We start from the raw sequence: 18,407 nt of genomic DNA on the forward strand, positions 1-18,407 counted from the left end.
CGCGTGCCGATGCAGCGCTTCGGCGACCGCGCACGCGCTGCCGTACCAGCAGGCGGCGACGCCGATCGCGCCGTGCCAGAATCCGGGACGGCTCAGATACTCGCCGGGCGCACCGACCATCCTGGCTGCGGCGTTGTCGAAATCGACCGCACCGGAGTCGGATTCACTCATTCCGACCGCACGCCAGGTCTCGGGCACCGGCCGGGCGACAGCACGGTCGAGTGGCACCGCGAACAGCGCTCGCTGCCCGTCCGCGACGGCCGTGACCAGTGCGTGCGTGCACATGCTCGCACCTGAGCACCACAGCTTGCGTCCGTCCAGCACCCAGCCGTCGGACATCGTGCGTGCTCGCAGGACAGGGGAAGGCGGTTCCGCGGCCCACACGCCCCAGATCTCGCCGGACGGCGCGGCGGGACAGTCCGCGTCCACGCCACCACCGCCGAGCTCGGCCATGATCGCCACGGCATCGGCGTGCGCCTCGGCCAGTCGGCCGAGAACCGTGTCCTCATAGGCGATTTCGGCCAGGGCACGCCATCGCTCGAGAGTTCGTCCCGAGCCCGGCAACGGCAGATCCAGCCGTCCCGAGCTCGCGAGCGACTTCATCGCCGCCGCGATCCGCGGCTCGCCTGTCGCGCGTGGGCCGACGACGGAACCGTCCACGGACGTCACGAGACCTCCTGCGGCTCGTCACGTCCCAGCCTGCGCAGATGCTCGGCGAATCCGTGTGGCGCGCGACCTCTTCGCCGGGCGGAGGTGGTGACGCACACGTCCTCTGCCCAGGCGATCCTGGCCCCGGCGGCTTGCAGCCGAACGGCCAGGTCCACGTCCTCACCGGTGCGCAGCGCGCGGAAACCCCCGACTCCCCAGTACGCGTCGGCCCGGAAGCCGAGCGCGGCGCCGTGGAGATGACCGTGACCGTCCGGTCCGTGTACGCGGTATTCGTGCTCGTAGATCCGTCGGGTCTGCGCCGAGTGCGCGTCCCAGTGCCGCACCGCCACCACGCCCGCCACCACCTCGAAACCCCTTCGCGCGTAATCGAGCTGGGCCGACAACCAGGATTCTTCGACCTCGGAGTCGGCGTCGGTGGTCGCAAACCAGGTGCGGCCGTCGCACGCCGCGCCCGCGTGCTCGAATCCTCGCCGTCGCGCGGCCCCGACATTGCGCTCGCTGACCGTCAGCACCTCGGCTGTCGAGGCGACCTGTGCCGAGCCATCGGTGCAGGCGTCGAGCACGAGCTGCACCCGAACCGGCACATCGACTCGGCGCACGGCGCGTTCCAGAGCCGCGAGACATCGAGGAAGCAGCCGCTCCTCGTTACGGGCCGGAACCACCACGATGACCCCGTCGATATCACCGCTCATGATCTGGTACTACACACCGCGACCAACGACTGATTCATGAGATACGTCTACCCGCCTTTACCCAGGGCAAACAGCCACGAGCAGGCCGATCGGCGCGGCCGGAACGATGGCGGGACTCTTGACGGCTCGGCCTCCCGCGCGTAATTTACCAATCAGTCAATTGTACCCGTGACCATAAGTAACACATACCTGTGACCCGGACCGAAAGGCACGAGCCCGGCGGTCCAGCAAAGGAGCAATGGCGCTCATGGAACACTCCACGGCACTTTCGCAGCCTCCCGCCGCCGACCGTCGATCGCGCGTACTCGATCGCCTCGCACGCCCGATCCTCGACGCCGTCCTGCCACGTATCGACTCGCGCATTCCGAGGTCGACCATGCCTTTCGAAACCCCGGAGATGATGAAACCGCACGCCGGGTCCCGGCGGTGGGCATGGACGCACTACGGGGTGTTCCTCCCCGAGCTACCCGGCCCCCACCGCTACCTGAACACGATGACCTTGATCGGCGCGACCGGTGCGCTGGCCTTCGACAACGACTACCTCGCCGCCGATGATGCCCGCGACACGGCCACCGTCCTGTCGTCCACCGCCGCCGACGGACAGCACCACTACCGCGCCTACGACACCGGCCGTGCTTGCTCTTTCGCCGATGACGGCTCCCGCCTCGACTGGGGCCGCGACCTCAGCATCACCGGCGCCTTTCCCCACTTCCACGTCCGCGGTCACTACGATAATTTCGAGGTGAGCCTCGATATCCGAGCGACGGAACAGGTTTCATGGTTCGTTCGCACTCCGCTCTACGACCACCTCAGCCTGCTCGCGACCGCCACCGGAACCCTGACCGACAACACCGGCGCCACCGTTGCCATCGATCAGACGTTGTGCACGTTCGAATACGCCCGTTGCATGTCACCGCAAGCGCTGACGGCACAGGCACTCTCGACCCGACGCAAGCTCCCCGTCGACTTCTTCACCTATCAGATCATCAACCTCGACAGCTCGACCCAGGTGCTACTGACCGAAGTACGCGCCGCCGGCGCGGTCGCCTGCTTGCTCGCGTACGTGCGGTGCCTCGACGGAACAACGCGCGTGTACGACGATGTCGCCATGACGGTTCTGTCGTATCAGGAACACCCACTGGTCGACCCGCTCGGTCGCACGATGCGGGTCCCCCGGCAACTTCGCTGGCGGGTGCGCGACGCGGCCGGTGCGGAGATCCTGACTTTCGACGCCGACGTCGACAGTCCGCTCCGCTACGGGCACGGCCGCGGCTACGTCGGCGCCTATACCTACCGGGGAACCTGGCAAGGTGAGCGTCCGGTCACGGGCAGCGGCTACATGGAATGGATCGACTGCGAAGCAGGGCAGTAGGGAACTCTTCACGGGGGGACGCCCCGCAGCGGAAACGGCTGCTAGCCGGGCGTCCCGTCGCGCGCACCTCTTGTTCGGGTGAGGTCGCGTCGAGAGCATGATCGGCACCGTCGTCGAATGGGCGGGCATCGCTGCTGCCTACTTACGGGACCAGAACCGTTTCCGTGCGATTCCCGCGGTAACCCCAATAGGCTGGGGCCGATCTTGTCGACAACGCCGCCTTCGTCGGTGGCAGAGCTACCCGGGCCACCGGCTCGACCCCGAGGAACCGATGACCTTCTCCCACACCGCGTCTCGCGCACTCGCCGCGATGGCGGTCACGGCGACAGCCGCCGTCCTTCCCGTCGCGAATACCGCTTCCGCCGAACCGGTTTCGTGTCCGCAATGGACTCGCCACACCGTCGCGGCGGGCTACGGGGTACTCGAGAACCTCGGGTTCGACGGTCGCGGGAACCTGCTGCTGGCCGAGCAATCCGCCACCGGATCGGTCGGGTCCCTGCAACGCCTCGGCGCTGACGGCGCGAGATCTGTCGCTGTCGACGGTATCGACGGCCCCGGCGCCATCCTGACCGTCGGTGACACCGCCTATTTCACGACGGGCAACACCGCCACCGCCGCACTCACCGGCCGCGCCGACGGCACTATCGGGGCGCTGCACCTCGCCAACGGCACCGTGACGACGGTGGCCACCGGCCTGACGATGCCGAACGGGTTGGCACAGTTGCCGAACGGCGACTTCGTCGTCAGCAGGGACATCGGCGCGGGCACCCTGACCCGCGTCGGCCCCGACAACATCGCGACACCGTACGCACCGTCGCTGAGCTCCACCAACGGCCTCGCGTTCGACCGACAACGCCACCGGCTCATCGTCTCGACGACGTTCGACCCCACCTCGGTGGTCGCCGCCGTCGACTACGCCGCCCCCGACAGCCCACCGCGACAGGCGGTGATTCCGGGCGCCGGACCACTGAACTCGGCCGATGATCTGACCGTCGGCCCGGACGGCAAGGTCTACGTGGCACTGAACGTGGCGGGCAGTATTGCGCAGGTCGATGTGGACACCGGCCAGACCTGCGCGATCACGGCCGGCCTGCCTTTGTCCTCGTCGGCACGGTTCGGATCCGGACCCGGATGGGACCCGAACGCGTTGTACGTCACCAGTTTCCTCGGCACGGTCACCAAGCTCACACCGCCATGAAGTAATCACCGAGCTCACCGGAGACACCTCGTCCTGGTTCTCGAAATTGCTAGGTAGACAACAGGATTCACTTTCTCGAATGCGTTCCGAAGGGGTTCGACCGCGGATATTCTCGAAACATGGATACCTCGGTTGTCATCCAGCGCCCGCCAGTAGCCGTGTTCCGGACAGTGCGGGACGGGGGAACCACCGCGAGCCTGAGCGCCGAGGTTCAGACGGCAGCGGCACGGACGGCAGCGGCACTGGCGGAGGTGCCGACCCATGCCGGTCCGGTCGAGCGCACGTCGGCGTTGCAGCAAGGGGTGGCCGCTGTCGGCGAGCTGGTCGACACGCTGACCTCGCAGGCCCCACCGATAGTCGGTGAGGATCTACCCGCGGAGTCGGTGAGTCAGTCGTTCTTCCGGGTCCGCGAGGTGGAGCTTTCCGATCAGCAAGCGGCACTGCACGGCGCCCTGGTCATCCATCGTGGGGTGGCGGACCTGTGCAGGGCCCCACTGTCCGGTGCGGACTTGGCGGTGGAGGTCGCGGGCATGCGGCAGGCCGTGCTCGACCTCACCGGCGCCGCACAGGCCGACGGGCCGACCGACCGATTCTCCGTTCCCGCTGCGGTGGCACACATCTCGGTGGAAAGCGAGTGGACGGCGCGGTGGCTCGTCGGGCATCAGGTCCACGTCCTGTTCAACATCTGCGCGGCCGTCGCGGTGACCGATGCCGCGCATCATCTCCGCCACGGCGCGACCGACGCCGCGTTGGACCGGCTCGAACACGCGACCACTTACGTGCGCGGCTTCCCGGCCGCGATGATCCACGCCAGCACGATCCCCGTGGAGTACTACATGGCCGCCGTTCGCCCGAGCATGCAGCCGCCGGAGGTGTCGACCCCATTGAGCGGCAGGCAGCATCGCGGCTACAAAACCTTCCGCAGCGCGATGAAGGACCTACTCACCGTGGTTCCGGACTCCTACGATGAACTCTCTGCCCGCGATCCAGAGCTCGCCGCTGCCCGCGACGCCCTCCTCGAGGCCGACCTCGTCGACAGCGAACGTCACGTCACACTCGCCTACTCGATGGTGCGCCTGCGCCGTTCCATCGCGCAATTGCCCACCGGTCCGGACAACGCCGTCGGCGAGCTCCGGTTGATGCGCCATCGGCGGGCCGCCGAGTACGCACCGCTGATCCGGTTCGGCGACCACTACATCGCCAACGCCGTGTCGGCTCTGCGACATGGCTGAACAGCCGGAGGGGCCGAACCGGAAAGGGCGTCGATGCACGAAATCGCGGGCACCGTCGACATCGCAGACCTGGAGCTGACTCCCACTGACACAGCCGAGATCGATCGACTGGCTCGCGCACTGTGCACCAGAGAACAGGACCGGGTGGACGACCCGGCCTGGGTCGCGCGCGCCCGATACTCCGGGGATGCGTTGCCGCTGAGGCTGCGTCGCGGCGTTCGACAATTCCGCCGATACTCGGGACCGCTGGGATCGCTGGTGATCCACGGCCTGCCGGTCGACGAAACGATGCTGCCCGACACACCCTCGACAGCGGATTCGGTGCAGCGAGCGGCGGTCGTCTCCGCTGCCGTGCTCACCATGATCGCCTGCGGGCTCGGTGACCCGGCCGCGTATCTGGCCGAGAAGACCGGCGCTCTCGTGCAGGACGTCGTCCCGGTGCCGGGCAAGGAATCCTTCTCCGGAAACGCCGGTTCGGCATTGCTGACCTTCCACAACGAAAATGCCTTCCACCTGCACGAGCCCGATTACGTGCTCTTGCTGTGCCTGCGCGGCGACCACGAACGGATCGCCGGTCTGCGAACCGCCTGCCTTCGTCGAGCGCTGCCGCTACTCAGCGCGGCGGCCCGGGACACGCTGTTCACACCCGAATTCATCACCGCACCGCCACCGTCGTTCCCCTCCGACAACGCCGTGCGGTCGCCGCAGCCGCTGCTCTCGGGCGCGGTCGACGACCCCGACATCCGGATGGCCACGATCGCCACGACCGCGCTGACACCGCGCGCCGAGGCAGCGCTGGCCGAATTCGGCCGAGCCTGTGACTCTGTCGCCCGCACCACGGTGCTCACCCCCGGCGACATGGCCATTATCGACAACCGGGTCACTGTCCACGGCCGCACTGCCTTCACACCTCGCTACGACGGTGCGGACCGCTGGGTGCAACGCACTTTCGCCCTCGCCGATCTGCGTCGCTCCCGCGACCACCGACCAGACGACGGATACGTCCTCACCCGGTGATCCGGGGTTTCCGCCGGCGCACCCGGAGTCGGGCGCGGAATGCTACGTCGCGATCCTCGCACGGCCAGGCCGGACCGGCTCTCTCCTCGGTCGGATAGGTTCGAGTCCATGAGTCGCACCACGACCGTCTTCGACAGCATCGACATCGCTGCCGACCCGGTGTCTGTTTATCAGCAAGTCAGCGATCCGACCCTGATGGGTCGGTGGAGTCCGGAGAACCGCGGAGCACGGGTCACCCAGGCGCGTGAGTCCACCTATGTGGGAATGGAATTCGAAGGGTTCAACAAGCGGGGCTTCGCTCGCTGGGTGACCCGTTGCGTGGTGATCGCGGCAGAGCCCGGGAAGGTGTTCGCGTTTCGGGTCGAGGCGATCGGCGTGCGACGGCCATGGCTTCGCGGGGGTATCGCGACCTGGGAGTACCGATTCGAGGCGGCCGACGGTGGTACCTGGGTCACCGAGACCTGGCACGACGATCGCAAGACCTGGCCGAACGCGGTGGTTCAAGTCTTCGACCGGATCGCCACCGGCGGCGACACCTTCGTGCAGTTCCAGCGCAAGAACATCCACCGCACCCTGCGCAACCTCAAGCAGCAGCTCGAGTCGACCGACTGAACGCGCCCGGACCGCCGACAACAGCGGCACCGCGAGAACTCATTGACGGGCGCGACGGGTGGTGAGAACTCCGGCGACCCAGCCGACGATGAACATCGTCAACAGGATCAGCCACATCGGCGAACTGATCGTGATCAACAGGAACTCGACAGATACCTTTCCTCTGTTCTCGAAGACGAAGATGATGGCAAGGATGCTCATTCCGATCGCGACCCATTGCGTCGGTGAGACGCGACGCAGCAGGGACGGCTTGTCGGCGGATTTGTTCATCGCAATCCTTCTCCTCTTCGGTATCGGATGGTGTTCACTCGGTGCCTCGCAGGATCACTCGTAATCGCTCGGTGTCGGTCGCGGTCCAGTCGGGGGGTGCCAGGATCGCGGCCCAGGCATCGGCGATCACAGCCTGGAAGGTATGACCGTGTCCGTCGGGCACGTCGACCGAGACAGCCATATCCGCCGAGACCTGCAGGAACGTCACGACGGGGATCCAGCGGGTGCTGGGCAGGACATCGCGACCACGTTCCTCGTCGAGCCAGTCCGGTTTCTGGAACAGCAGTTGCGGTGTCCACCAGGTGATCGGGTCAGAGGCGTGCTGGAGGTAGACCACTCTGGGCGAGCCCCACGCCGGTTCGGGACGGGCGAGATCGGGTGCGTCGGCGACGAATCGCACGGTATTCCCGTCGCGGTAGATCGGCAGCCATTGCGGCGAACCCGGGTCGCGGCGCGCGGTGGCGTCGCGCCACACCGGGTTGGTGGCGGTGGGGCCGACGAACAAGACCCCGTCGGTGCGGGCCGCCTTGTCCTGAATACCGGAGAACGCCGCTTCACCACCGAAGGATCCGAGGCTTTCGCCGAAGACCACCAGCTTCGGCCGACGATCGACCGGCAGCGTGTCCCACTCGGCGTGAACAGCCTCGAACAATGCGCGGCCGGCTTGGCGCGCACGTTCCTGGTCGACGACAAAGGACAGCCAACTCGGCAGATAGGAATACTGCATACTCACCAACGCACTGTCACCGCCTGCCACATATTCCAAGGCCGAGGCAGTCGACTCGTTGATCCACCCGGTTCCGGTGGTGGTCCCTATTCCGATGACCGAGCGTTCGAATCCACCGGCACGTCGTAATTCGGCAACCGCGAGATCTGCTTCGGCACTGAGGGTCTCGGCGGATTCCAGTCCGGTGTAGACACGGATCGGCGTACGCGCCGGCCTTCCACTGAATGCGGTCAATTCGAGCGCGGTCGGCCCGTTGGACACGAAGATCTGCCCTTGCCTGCCCAGCGAGTCCCACGCCACCAGCGAGCCGGGCCCGCCGGAACGCTCCGCGACAACAGGTTCTTCCGTATCCGGCGCACTCTTCTCGTTGACGGCCTTGAACGTTTCGTTGAGCAGCGACATCGCGACGTCGGCCACCACCCCGTTGACCGCGAGGACAGCCACCACGGCGACCACCACACCGCCGAGCACCGCGGCGACGCGAGTGGGCATCACCCGCCCCAGGAGCCCACCGACCCATCGCGACAACGCCCAGCACCCCCTCGCCACCGCGATCAACACCGCGAACGTCACGACGGCGATCACCACGATGATCGGATAGGCATGCCAGGAAAGCCCGCTCACTCCCATGAGCGAACGCAGGTCGCGTTGCCAATCGGCGAACCAGACCAGGGCGGCGATGGAACCGAGGCAGGCGACGACTCCCAGCCCCCACCACAACGCCGGACGCGTCGGCCTCGGCTGCCGGTGCAGCATCCACCGCAGCAGCGCGGCGACGGCGACGCCGAGACCGTATCCGAACACCGCCGCGGCGCCGGTGACGATTCCTTGGAACAGCGGCCCCCTGGGCAGCAACGACGGCGTCAGCGACAACCACACCAGCACCAACGCTCCCACTGCTCCACCGAAGGTCAGCCCCCGACGCCGAAACGCAGGTTCCGCGGGCTCCCAGCCCCGTCGCGCGACCGGACTTTCCTGGTGGCGGTCGGCGGCTGTGTCGCGCGACGGGGGATCCTCAGTCGTCCGATGTCGGTCGTGCCCACGCGTGGAATTCATTTGTTCCCCTGTGATTCGACCAACGATTCACCGGCACACGCAATCACTGCCGAACCGGAGCCGCGCTACAGCAGTTCGGTGATGATACGACCAAATGTCACCGCGACCCGGGATCGACTCGGCAGAGTCCGTTGCGAGGACGGCTAGGCGATGTCGAACGCGGCACGCAGGGTCGCGATCGCCTGGGCCACGGCCGCTTTTGCGGCGTGAGTGTCGTGCATAGAGTTGACCATCACGAAATCGTGGATGATCGCCCCGTAGCGCACCTGAGTCACCGCTACGCCTGCCGTGCGCAGCTTTGCGGCGAAGGCCTCGCCCTCATCGCGCAGGACATCGGCTTCGCCGGTGATCACGAGCGCGGGCGGCAGTCCGGCCAACTGTTCGGTGCTCGCCCGCAACGGCGACGCGGTGATCTGGGCTCGGTCCTCCGCGCTGGTGGTGTACTGGTCCCAGAACCACTTCATCCCCTCACGGGTGAGGAAATAGCCTTCCGCGAACTCCTGGTAGGAGTCGGTGTCGAAATTGGCGTCGGTGACCGGATAGAACAGCACCTGCTGCACGAAGGAGACGTCGCCACGCTCCTTGGCCATCAGGGTCAGCGCGATGGCCATATTGCCGCCGACCGAATCGCCCGCGATCGCGATGCGTGACCGGTCGAGCCCCTTGTCGCCGCCATGAGCGGCGACCCATGTCGCGACGGCGTAGGACTGTTCGTTGGCCACCGGATACCGCACCTCGGGAGAGCGGTCGTATTCGGGAAACACGACGGCCGCGTGCACGCCGACGGCGAGGTCGCGCACCAGCCGGTCGTGGGTGTGCGCGTCACCGAACACCCAGCCCGCGCCATGGGTGTAGACGATGACGGGCAACGTCTCGGTCGAGCCACGAGGCTTGACGATCCGCACCCGCACCGAGCCGGTCGGGCCGCCCTCGACGGTGATCCACTCCTCGTCGATCTCGGGCTTGGAGATCGGCGAATCCTGAACCGAATCCACCGCCTTGCGCCCCTCTTCCGGGGTCAGTTGGTACAGGAACGGCGGTTGCGACGTCGCATCGACGAACTCCTGTGCTGCCTGCTCGAGCGAGATACCCAACGGATTGCCTGACATGATGACGCCCTTCTCTCGTAGTGGTGAACGGTGGTGCTGGTCAGCTCAATTCGGCGACAGCGTCGGTGATCACTTTCGTGACCTGCTCGGGGTGGGTCTGCATCACCAGGTGCGGTGCGTCGATCTCGATTACCGAACGCACGCCGGCCCGCTTGTATCCGAAGCGTTCGACCGCCGGATTGATCGTGCGGTCGGCGCTGGACACGATTCCCCAGCCGGGCTTCGTCTTCCACGCAGCGGCGGTAGCGGCTTCGCCGAACGCGATGGCCGAGAGCGGGCGCTGGGAGACCGCGAGCACCTGCGCCTTCACGGTATCGAGGCCGGCGGCGAATACCGCGCCGAACGCGTCGATGTCGACCGACACATCCGTTCCCGGTGTATCACCATCGGTCGGGTAGGGCGCGTAAACCAAATTGGCCGCCAGATCGGAATCCGGAAAACCGCCCTGCAATTGGCCGAGACTCTCGCCTTCATCTAGTGCGTATCCGGAGACATAGACCAGACCGACGACATTATCGGCGACACCGGCGACAGTGATGACCGCACCGCCGTAGGAGTGCCCGACGAGCAGTACCGGTCCCTCGATCTGCTCGACGAAGGACTTGATGTAGGTCGCGTCGGCGGACAAGCTCCGGTTGAAGATCGGCGGCGCCAGCACCCGATGACCGACGGCGAGTAGCCGCTCGGTGACCGGGGACCAGCTGGACGCATCGGCGAAGGCGCCGTGCACGAGAACAATGGTCGGCGATGACATCGGATGGGGCTCCAATACTGGGCTACGTGAAGGGGCGAGCGATCCCGTCGAAGCGGTTGCTGTACCCCAATCAGTCTTCACCGGTCAACCCGTCACGCGCCCCCCTCAACAGGCCGCAAAAGCCTCCGATCAGGACACGGCCCGCGTATCCGCGACCTCGACCAGGTCGGTGGAGCTGGTGGATCGGAACCGTTGCTGATATTTGCTGGGCGATATGCCCAGCCGTGCGACGAACGCGCGCCGCAACGCTTCACTGCTGCCGTACCCCGCGGCCATCGCCGCCTCTGTCACGCTGCAGCCGGTATGCAGTATGTCCCTGGCCATGCCGAATCGGATGAACGCGACGTATTCGGCGGGTGAGCGTTCGAGTTCGGTACGGAACAGCCGGGTCAGGTGCCGAACGCTGACCCTGGCATGGGCCGCCAGACTCTGCACGGTATGCGGAAATGCGGGATCCGCGCAGATCAGATCGACAACGCCGCGCAGCAATGGGCTGCGCGGGGTCGGGCCGCTCAGTGACGCCGAGAATTGCGATTGCCCGCCCGCCCGCTGCATGTACACCACCAGCGACTGCGCCACCTGGCGGGCTAGATCGGCTCCGTGGTCCTCCTCGAGCAGCGCGAGCGCGAGATCCATACCAGCCGCCACGCCCGCCGAGCTGTACAGGTTGCCGTCGCGGACGAAAATCGCATCCGGTTCGACCGCGATCGCGGGGAACCGTCTCGCCAAGTCGCCCGCGAACTTCCAGTGGGTCGTCGCGCGCCTGCCGTCGAGTAGTCCGAGCTCTGCCAGCACATACGCCCCGCTACAGATCGATGCCACGCGCCGGGTCTTCCCGATCAGGTGCCGCGTCGCTGCCAACAACTCGGATGTCACGAACTTCTCGGGCGGCAGTTCACTGCCCGGTATGACGACCGTATCGAACCGATCGGCATCGGCCGCGGCGCAGCCGACCTGAACGCGCGCCCCGATCGAGGTCTGCACATCGCGACCATCCGCCGAGATCAGGACTACTTCGTAGCGCGGCACGGCTTGATTCGCTTCGACGAACACCTCTGCAGGCCCGACGAAATCCAGCATCTTGACGCCGTCGAACACCACAACGCCGACCCGCTTGCGGGGCACTTCAGCGAATATTGAGGACATGGCAACCATTATTCTGCAGTCACGCCTGACGCGTACGGCGACCCTCGCCGAACCGGGGGCCGAGAGCACGGCCTCGCAAACGAACTGGGCCCGGCGCTCGCAGTAGCGTGTGGCAAACATCCCTCCAGCTCCCTCGACCGAGTCGGAAATCGACGGACCATTCGATTGAATGACCAGTTGAAAAGGTCTCTGCAACGGACACCATGGCGCCATCGCGGATGTGTCGAGTAACACTTCCGATCAACTAGCGATCTTTCAGACAACATCGATTTCAGGAGGTTCGACATGCTTTCTGCGAAGAGACTCGCTGCTGGCGCCGTTGTTGTCACCGCCACTGCTGCCGCTGCGCTCGTCGGTGGCGGCGTAGCCCAAGCCGACGTACCGGTGTGGCAGGCCAACTGCCACGTGTACAACGTCTTCAACACCGGCGGGATGGCCAACTGCGAACTGCCGACCTGGCATCAAGTGAAGCTCACCTGTGTCGCGTGGCCCGTGCCGTTCGTCTACTGGAAGTACGGCCCCGCGCAGTACGGGCAGAACCAGTCCTGGGCAAGTTGCGACTCACTCAACGCGATGGTGGGGATCGAGGTCATCCAGGCGTAGTTCGGCTCAGCCGACCGAAGCAGCGAGTGCGCTGCCTCCCGCGCCGCCGTCACAGCAGGCTCGATCGGTATCGGACTGCGCGAAGCGGGCGACGGCGCGGGCGACGGTCGATCGAAGAGGATGTCGGCGTGGTTGCCGACTCCAGATCGAGCAATCTCGCTTCAGGCCAGCCGGTGCGTGCCGTCGGCCAGAACCCGTCTCACCCGGTCGGCAGTCTGCTCAGAATCCAGGCCCCCGGTGTCGAGCGTGTGCTGCTCGAGGTCTCCGATGTCGGAGAACGCGCCGTGCAAGCCGCTGATCGCTTCCAGATCCTTCAACGCGTCTCCTACGCGTTGCCTCGCGCGGGACACCGTGGTGGCCAAGTCAGGTCGCAGGACCACATAGGAAATGGCCGGCCCACCGTCGTCGGCGAGCGCCCGAAACTGCGGCAGGAACCATGGCCCCACAATCCCGTCGACGATGACGTCGTAGCCGCCGCGTGCGTAGGCCGCGACTGTCACGACGATCGCCTCGATCACCACCTCGTTCTGCCGGTGCGCTTCCGGAAGGAACGGCAGGACGAATCCGGTGCGGATCGACCGGTAGAACAGGTCGGTCTCGAGATGCACCGTCGGAGCACCCGCCGCATCGGCGAGAAGGCGGGCGACAGTCGTCTTTCCCGCAGCGGGTGGGCCGGTCACGATGATCACTTCGCCACTCATGCACACGGACCCTAGCCAGCCCACCAGGCAAGAACCAGTCTTTTTCTTCTCCTCTTGTCCGAAAACAGAATTCATGAATTGCCCAGGTGCCGCGGGTAGTAGTAAACGTCGCACTACAAGCGTAGGCTCGATTCGGCTCTCCAGCAGAGGCGAGAATATATTCGCCTCCCGAAACTGCCATTCGTAAATATCTCGGCAGCAACGGATTACAGCTGGCGGCGGCCCGATCACTGCGATCACCCGTGAATGCGCCGCGACGCGCTGGGCATTCACCTTGATTCCGACCGTATCGGCCGATCGATGATGCGCGCGCCCCCGATGGCCGATTTCGCTATATCGGCCGCAGCGTTCGACAATAGAGGAGCATTATTGTGCCAAGAACTCGCAGCGCACGGACCTGTATCGCCGCACTGTTCGGCGGTCTCGTCCTGACCACCAGCGCCATGATCGCCGTGGCACCGCCCGCATTCGCCGCCTGCAACACCGTGAACGGCGCCGATGGCGCTCCCGGCACCGCCTCGCAGCCTGCCGGTGGCAGTGGCGGCAACGGCAGCCAAGGCACCGAGAACTGCCCGGGTGGTCACGGCGGCAACGGCGGCATCGGCTACGGCGGCGGGGTGGGCGGGGCGGGCGGCAACGGCGGTAGTGGTGGACTCGGCGTTCTGGGTGCGGGCGGGCTCGGCGGAAACGGCGGACTCGGTGGTCCCGACGGCGGATCCGGTGACGCAGGCGGCGAAGGCGGCAACGGCGGTGCGGGCGCGACCGGCGCCACGGGCACCGACGGGGCGTCCGGCGGCAACGGCGGCGTCGGCGGCGACGCTCTTGCCGTCGATACCGGCGGCGCGGGCGGCAAGGCAGGCAACGGCGGCGACGCCTCGGGCGCGAACAACAGCGGCGGCGCGGGCGCGCACGGCGGCACCGGCGGCACCGGAATCCTCGGTACCGGCGGGGCCGGAGGAGACGGCGGCAACGGCGGGGCCCAGACCGGCAACGGCACCCTCGGCGCTTGCGGCACCGCGGGCAGCGGCGGCGCGGGCCTGGTCAACGGCGCTCCCGGAAACGCGGGCACCGGCGACTGCTGACAGCCGACCCATCCCGAACCACACCCACACTCGCGCGGGTGTGGTTCGGCGTCGGGATTACGGACCGAAATCCGAAGGGTTCCACAGGCTTCCGCCGGTCTCAGGGCTGCAGCTCAGGCCCGGTACCAGCTCCCGACGGCGAGTCGCCGTCAATGTCTTGCGAGTGAACCGCTTTCGCCATCGACAGCAGCAACTCGATCGCGTACTGCACCGATAGAGCGACAACTTCCGCCGGATCACCGTCGTATTGCCGGTGACTCGCCCGCGCATCGCTGCGCGAAACCACACAGAACCACACCGAACCGGCAGCCTCGCCGTCCTGCGGATCAGGGCCGCCGACACCGGTGGTGGCGACAGCGATGTCCGCGTCCATCAGCGATCGCACTCCCTCGGCCATCGCTCTCGCCGCGGTCTCGGACACCACCGGCACATCAGGAACCCCGAGTACGTGCCGTTTGACCTCTGCGGCATAGGCGACGACCCCGCCACGAAACCACACCGCGGAATCCGGTGCGGCCCCCAACGCCGTGGCAACGTTGCCCGCGGTCAACGATTCGGCGACAGCGACCGTCACCCCACACCGTTCGGCAACCTCAGCAAGCTGATCTGCCACGACCATGATCTGTTTCTCCCTTCGCGCGGACTCTCGCTTCGATCGTCACCGTGGCTCCGAGGTTACGTCGCTTCCCCGAATCGTTGCCTATGACCTTCGGAGAGTTCGACAGCAAACCTGCGTAGTGAGCGCGGATAGTGTTGTGCCTCATGAAGTCCGAACGAATTGAAGACATTGCGAGGTTCCCACGCAAACGGATGGGCGCAGGTGCGTTGTTCGTCGACGAGTTGAACCGGGTACTGCTCGTCGAACCGACCTATAAGGACTATTGGGAGATTCCGGGCGGTGTCGTGGAGGCCGGCGAATCGCCCTATACGGCCGTTGTCCGTGAAGTCCGCGAAGAACTCGGTCTCGACGTCTCGCCAGGGCGGCTGTTGGTGGTGGATCGCGTTCCGCCAGGCCTATATCCCGATGACAGAGTAATGATGATCTTCGACGGCACAGTGCTGACCGCCGACCAGATCTCGGCGATAACGCTTCAGGACGACGAACTTCGAAGCTGGGCATGGTGCGACGACGCCGAGATCGCAAAGCGGTTGCCGGACATCATGTCTCGCCGCGTGGCAGCCGCACTTCGAGCCCGTAACCAGCGGTCATCGGCGTATCTGGAAGACGGATACGGTGTCGCCTGAGACCGAGAACCGGCCATGTGGGTACGACTGCCGAGGTCGTCGTCAGGTAAGCGGTGGTTGTAGGTGGTCCTTCGCGAATGCCGCGGTCACATAATCGACGAGATGAAGACGGAGGTCGGTGTGCCAGTCGGCGGAGAGATCGTCGAGAACCACACCGAGCGCCTTTTCGACTTCGTTCAATACGAAGGGAAGCGGAATGCGCTCCTGCGAACAGACCTGTACCGCGTATTCCAATTGATCCACTACGTCGCGCAGATGAGCGGTCTCACTGTCATATGACTCGACATCTAAATCCGAGCCGCGTTCGACAATCCGTCCTATCTGATCATCGCCTTCGCCGTCGAGCGATCGCGGGGTATTGCTCATGTACTCGTCCATCGACCCCCCTGTCGAACTTGTTCTGTGCCGGTGGTCAACCTACCGAATATTCGCAGAAAACGGTTGGCTACCGAGGAAGTTATATGGCTAATTAGCGGCTACTAGTGGCGCATTTGTGAGCCGTACCAGCGAGCATGCCACTTGTGTGAGATAGATAACTGTCCGAAGAGGCCGGTTGAGGACTCGCACCCATCCATGTACCAGGGCACAGCGAACTCCGTCGGCGTTGTGAGCGTTGACCAACCCGTTCCGGTGGGCATCGCACGCGACCGCAACAGCGACGACCATCAGGAGGATCTTGTGACCAGTGCACTCGACGAGGTAGCGATAGCCAGTGTCCTCAAAACCGGCGAACGGGAGCTGCGCGTAGAGATCGCCGATCCCCACCAGGACCACACGACGCAACGCTGGCAGTGCACCTACCACGTCGAAGGTGCCCGAGCGCGCAGAGCCCACGGCCCGGACAGGTTGGCCGCCATCTACGCCGCACTGATCGATATTCCGAACGCGGCAGCCCGAGTCGGCTCGGCAGTCCGACCGACCGACGCGGACCCGTCGAGAGAACCTGAGGCTCCTCTCCTACGTATCGGCGAGTCCGCAGGATCTGCGGCGAAGGCCAGAGAGTTCGGTTCGCAGCTGGGGGCACGGGCCGTCAACACGGCTGCCGGACCGGTGGTGATCACGATCGGACGGCCCCGCCAAGATCCCGATCGCCCCCAGACCTACCTGTGCCCGTTCCGTATCGATGAGCGCACCGAAGCCTTCGCGCAGGGATTCGACGGGATCCACGCGGTGATGGCGGCGATCCGCGATGTGGGCGCCATCCTGGGAATACCGCAGGACTGGCCTATGCCGAGCGCACCGACCCGCGGGTGATCAGCAAGCCTGCGCGGCGGGCGCGGCCTGATCGGGGTCGCCGCGCTCGACCGGCTCCGGCTCGCCGACACCGATCATGCGAGCCACGAGGGCAGAACGCAGGCGCCAGATCCCATCGGAGTGCAGCGGGTCCAACCCGGTGATCTCGGCGATCTTGTTCAGCCGATAGTCGACGGTGTTGGGGTGTACGTGCAGTACATGCGCCGTGCGCAGGCGCGTGGAGCCGGTCGTGAGGTAAGCCTTCAACGTCTCCAGCAGCACCGGATACTTGTCGAGTGGGTCCAACGTCGCGGCAAGGTGCCGCCCCGCCGCGCCCGGCCTGGACAGCTGATACTCCAGCGACAGACCCTCGAAGTGCTCGAGCCCGTCTCGGCGCAGTCGACGCATGATGTCGAGTACCGCGTGCACGCGCTCGACCGCTTCGCGAATGCCACCGATTCCCACCGACACGAAGGTGGCACGTACCCGCGTCCGCGCCGCCGTGACGAGGTGCTCGACGAACTGTTCTGCCGCTGCGGGGTCGAACTGGTCCTGCGGAATCAGCACGGTCGCGGTGCCGGCTCCCATCTGCATCAACGCGTGGTCACCGCCATGGCGCGACACCTCGGCTCTGACTCGGCGAACTGTTCGCTGGGAGATGATCTGGCGATCCAGGTGCGGCTCCGCCTCTTCCTGGTGTGGCACGAACGCCACGGCGAAGACGACGTAGTTCTCGGCCAGCCGCACCCCGCAGGCACGGGCCATGGCCGGTGTCGCGTTCCCGGCCATCACGGCCGCGGCCAGAGCGTCGACGTCGTCGTCCACGGCCGCTCGTGTCTCCCCCGAGTACGCCTGTGAAATCGCGGTAGCCAATCGGCTGGAGAGCCCGGCGAACGCGTGCGCCACGTCGGCCACGGCCACGTGATCCCCGGCGGACCCGGCTTGTGCGACGAGATGGTCGAACACCATCTGAGTGCCGGTGTGCACTGCCTCGAGCATCGCATCGATGGGGACACCTTCTTGCGCCCATTCCATGACGCCGAAACGCACATCGTCCAACGGTTTCGAAGCATCCGCGCCGTTCAACAGCCGCGCGGTCAGCTCCAGACATGCCTTCACCATCGCTGTGACATCGCGACGCAGGGCCGCCAAGGGCACTCTCGCGGGTAGTGCGCTGTCGACGACGAATCGGCTCATGATCTTGCCCGAAATCGTTGACACGGGGGGAAGACAGTCGACCGCGGGCCGACCTCCCACCGTCACGATCCGGGCCGACAGGACGCTGTCGGGCATGGGCACATTTCCTACTTTCCGGTGTTTGCGCTCCATCGTGCGGTCTCGACACCCCGCGTTCCAATGGCGATTCGCACCCGAATCGAATCCGCGTTGTGCACTATGCATCACCGGTCGTCGATCACGGACACCACCTGTACACCGAGATGGTATCGAACCGACCCGATGGCCGCAGTTCGCGTCGCGTCGGACGCGACCTCCGCCACGCCTCGTAGTCGCGGGATCCACCGGCACCCGGGTTCACGCGCTGAGGGCAAAGCAGCTGCACAAGCCTTGGGTTCGACGGAAAGAAGGAGTCCGACCGGCCACGCCACGCAGGCGCCCACCTCATGCTCCGCACCGCTGGCAATCGTCGCGCACACCGTTTCGAATTCGAGTGAACGCGTGTGTACTATT

The 18,407-nt window shown here is 65.9% G+C and carries 20 protein-coding genes; 9 read left to right on the plus strand and 11 right to left on the minus strand.

The genetic code is table 11. The features are described 5' to 3' along the window. Both NS1_RS28985 and NS1_RS28990 read right to left on the minus strand, forming a co-directional pair. On the minus strand, nt 1-603 hold a 603-nt coding region (locus tag NS1_RS28985), incomplete at its 3' end, for an acyl-CoA dehydrogenase family protein (RefSeq protein WP_373864374.1). 62 nt (nt 604-665) lie between these two features. Continuing rightward, the gene (locus NS1_RS28990) at nt 666-1,361 is read right to left on the minus strand and encodes a glycosyltransferase family 2 protein (RefSeq protein ID WP_062989536.1); all 696 of its coding nucleotides are present in this window, start codon (nt 1,359-1,361) and stop codon (nt 666-668) included. A gap of 247 nt (nt 1,362-1,608) precedes the next feature. Between NS1_RS28990 and NS1_RS28995 the strand changes: the two genes are divergently transcribed. From NS1_RS28995 to NS1_RS29015, 5 genes are all read left to right on the plus strand, one after another. Continuing rightward, nucleotides 1,609-2,733 carry a DUF6670 family protein gene (locus NS1_RS28995; protein WP_062989713.1) on the plus strand — a complete coding sequence of 375 codons (1,125 nt, stop codon included), beginning with the start codon at nt 1,609-1,611 and terminating at the stop codon, nt 2,731-2,733. 271 nt (nt 2,734-3,004) lie between these two features. Beyond that, on the plus strand, nt 3,005-3,931 hold the full coding sequence (locus tag NS1_RS29000) for an SMP-30/gluconolactonase/LRE family protein (protein ID WP_062989538.1): 927 nt from the start codon (nt 3,005-3,007) through the stop codon (nt 3,929-3,931). A gap of 119 nt (nt 3,932-4,050) precedes the next feature. Next, on the plus strand, nt 4,051-5,163 hold the full coding sequence (locus NS1_RS29005; RefSeq protein WP_062989540.1) for a 3-methyl-L-tyrosine peroxygenase-related protein: 1,113 nt from the start codon (nt 4,051-4,053) through the stop codon (nt 5,161-5,163). A 33-nt stretch (nt 5,164-5,196) separates the two neighbouring features. Next, on the plus strand, nt 5,197-6,180 hold the full coding sequence (locus NS1_RS29010) for a TauD/TfdA family dioxygenase (RefSeq protein WP_062989542.1): 984 nt from the start codon (nt 5,197-5,199) through the stop codon (nt 6,178-6,180). Between the two features lie 108 nt (nt 6,181-6,288). Then, the gene (locus tag NS1_RS29015) at nt 6,289-6,792 is read left to right on the plus strand and encodes an SRPBCC family protein (RefSeq protein ID WP_062989544.1); all 504 of its coding nucleotides are present in this window, start codon (nt 6,289-6,291) and stop codon (nt 6,790-6,792) included. Nucleotides 6,793-6,831: 39 nt separating this feature from the next. Here NS1_RS29015 and NS1_RS29020 read toward each other — a convergent pair whose 3' ends face one another. The 5 genes from NS1_RS29020 to NS1_RS29040 form a co-directional block, all read right to left on the minus strand. Beyond that, nucleotides 6,832-7,062, minus strand: a complete 231-nt coding sequence (locus NS1_RS29020) for a DUF1049 domain-containing protein (protein ID WP_056809538.1) — start codon at nt 7,060-7,062, stop codon at nt 6,832-6,834. Nucleotides 7,063-7,096: 34 nt separating this feature from the next. Continuing rightward, the gene (locus tag NS1_RS29025) at nt 7,097-8,845 is read right to left on the minus strand and encodes an alpha/beta hydrolase (protein WP_084504599.1); all 1,749 of its coding nucleotides are present in this window, start codon (nt 8,843-8,845) and stop codon (nt 7,097-7,099) included. A 143-nt stretch (nt 8,846-8,988) separates the two neighbouring features. Further along, nucleotides 8,989-9,954: an alpha/beta hydrolase gene (locus NS1_RS29030; protein ID WP_062989548.1), complete on the minus strand. Its 966-nt coding sequence runs from the start codon at nt 9,952-9,954 to the stop codon at nt 8,989-8,991. A 40-nt stretch (nt 9,955-9,994) separates the two neighbouring features. Then, the gene (locus NS1_RS29035) at nt 9,995-10,708 is read right to left on the minus strand and encodes an alpha/beta fold hydrolase (protein WP_062989715.1); all 714 of its coding nucleotides are present in this window, start codon (nt 10,706-10,708) and stop codon (nt 9,995-9,997) included. A 129-nt stretch (nt 10,709-10,837) separates the two neighbouring features. After that, nucleotides 10,838-11,854, minus strand: coding sequence for a GlxA family transcriptional regulator (locus NS1_RS29040; RefSeq protein ID WP_062989717.1), 1,017 nt, complete (start codon nt 11,852-11,854; stop codon nt 10,838-10,840). A gap of 285 nt (nt 11,855-12,139) precedes the next feature. Here NS1_RS29040 and NS1_RS29045 point away from each other — a divergent pair, with 285 nt between their 5' ends. After that, nucleotides 12,140-12,457, plus strand: coding sequence for a hypothetical protein (locus NS1_RS29045; protein WP_056809542.1), 318 nt, complete (start codon nt 12,140-12,142; stop codon nt 12,455-12,457). Nucleotides 12,458-12,618: 161 nt separating this feature from the next. On the opposite strand, the gene NS1_RS29050 is transcribed toward NS1_RS29045, so the two are convergent. Beyond that, nucleotides 12,619-13,158, minus strand: coding sequence for an AAA family ATPase (locus tag NS1_RS29050; protein WP_062989550.1), 540 nt, complete (start codon nt 13,156-13,158; stop codon nt 12,619-12,621). Nucleotides 13,159-13,529: 371 nt separating this feature from the next. On the opposite strand from NS1_RS29050, the gene NS1_RS42200 reads away from it, so the two are divergent. Continuing rightward, complete coding sequence (locus NS1_RS42200; protein ID WP_062989552.1) at nt 13,530-14,240, plus strand: hypothetical protein; 711 nt, start codon at nt 13,530-13,532, stop codon at nt 14,238-14,240. Between the two features lie 100 nt (nt 14,241-14,340). On the opposite strand, the gene NS1_RS29060 is transcribed toward NS1_RS42200, so the two are convergent. Further along, nucleotides 14,341-14,859, minus strand: coding sequence for a CinA family protein (locus tag NS1_RS29060; RefSeq protein ID WP_062989554.1), 519 nt, complete (start codon nt 14,857-14,859; stop codon nt 14,341-14,343). A 143-nt stretch (nt 14,860-15,002) separates the two neighbouring features. Between NS1_RS29060 and NS1_RS29065 the strand changes: the two genes are divergently transcribed. Then, nucleotides 15,003-15,485, plus strand: coding sequence for an NUDIX domain-containing protein (locus NS1_RS29065; protein WP_218019987.1), 483 nt, complete (start codon nt 15,003-15,005; stop codon nt 15,483-15,485). A gap of 42 nt (nt 15,486-15,527) precedes the next feature. Here the strand turns inward: NS1_RS29065 and NS1_RS29070 are convergent, their stop codons facing one another. Beyond that, nucleotides 15,528-15,863, minus strand: coding sequence for a hypothetical protein (locus NS1_RS29070; protein WP_062989558.1), 336 nt, complete (start codon nt 15,861-15,863; stop codon nt 15,528-15,530). Nucleotides 15,864-16,163: 300 nt separating this feature from the next. On the opposite strand from NS1_RS29070, the gene NS1_RS29075 reads away from it, so the two are divergent. Next, nucleotides 16,164-16,739, plus strand: coding sequence for a DUF6968 family protein (locus tag NS1_RS29075; protein WP_157125444.1), 576 nt, complete (start codon nt 16,164-16,166; stop codon nt 16,737-16,739). On the opposite strand, the gene NS1_RS29080 is transcribed toward NS1_RS29075, so the two are convergent. Next, on the minus strand, nt 16,740-18,011 hold the full coding sequence (locus NS1_RS29080; protein WP_062989562.1) for a PucR family transcriptional regulator: 1,272 nt from the start codon (nt 18,009-18,011) through the stop codon (nt 16,740-16,742). Nucleotides 18,012-18,407: the final 396 nt, after the last annotated feature.

It is taken from the genome of Nocardia salmonicida NBRC 13393 (assembly GCF_001613085.1).
GTDB lineage: Bacteria > Actinomycetota > Actinomycetes > Mycobacteriales > Mycobacteriaceae > Nocardia > Nocardia salmonicida.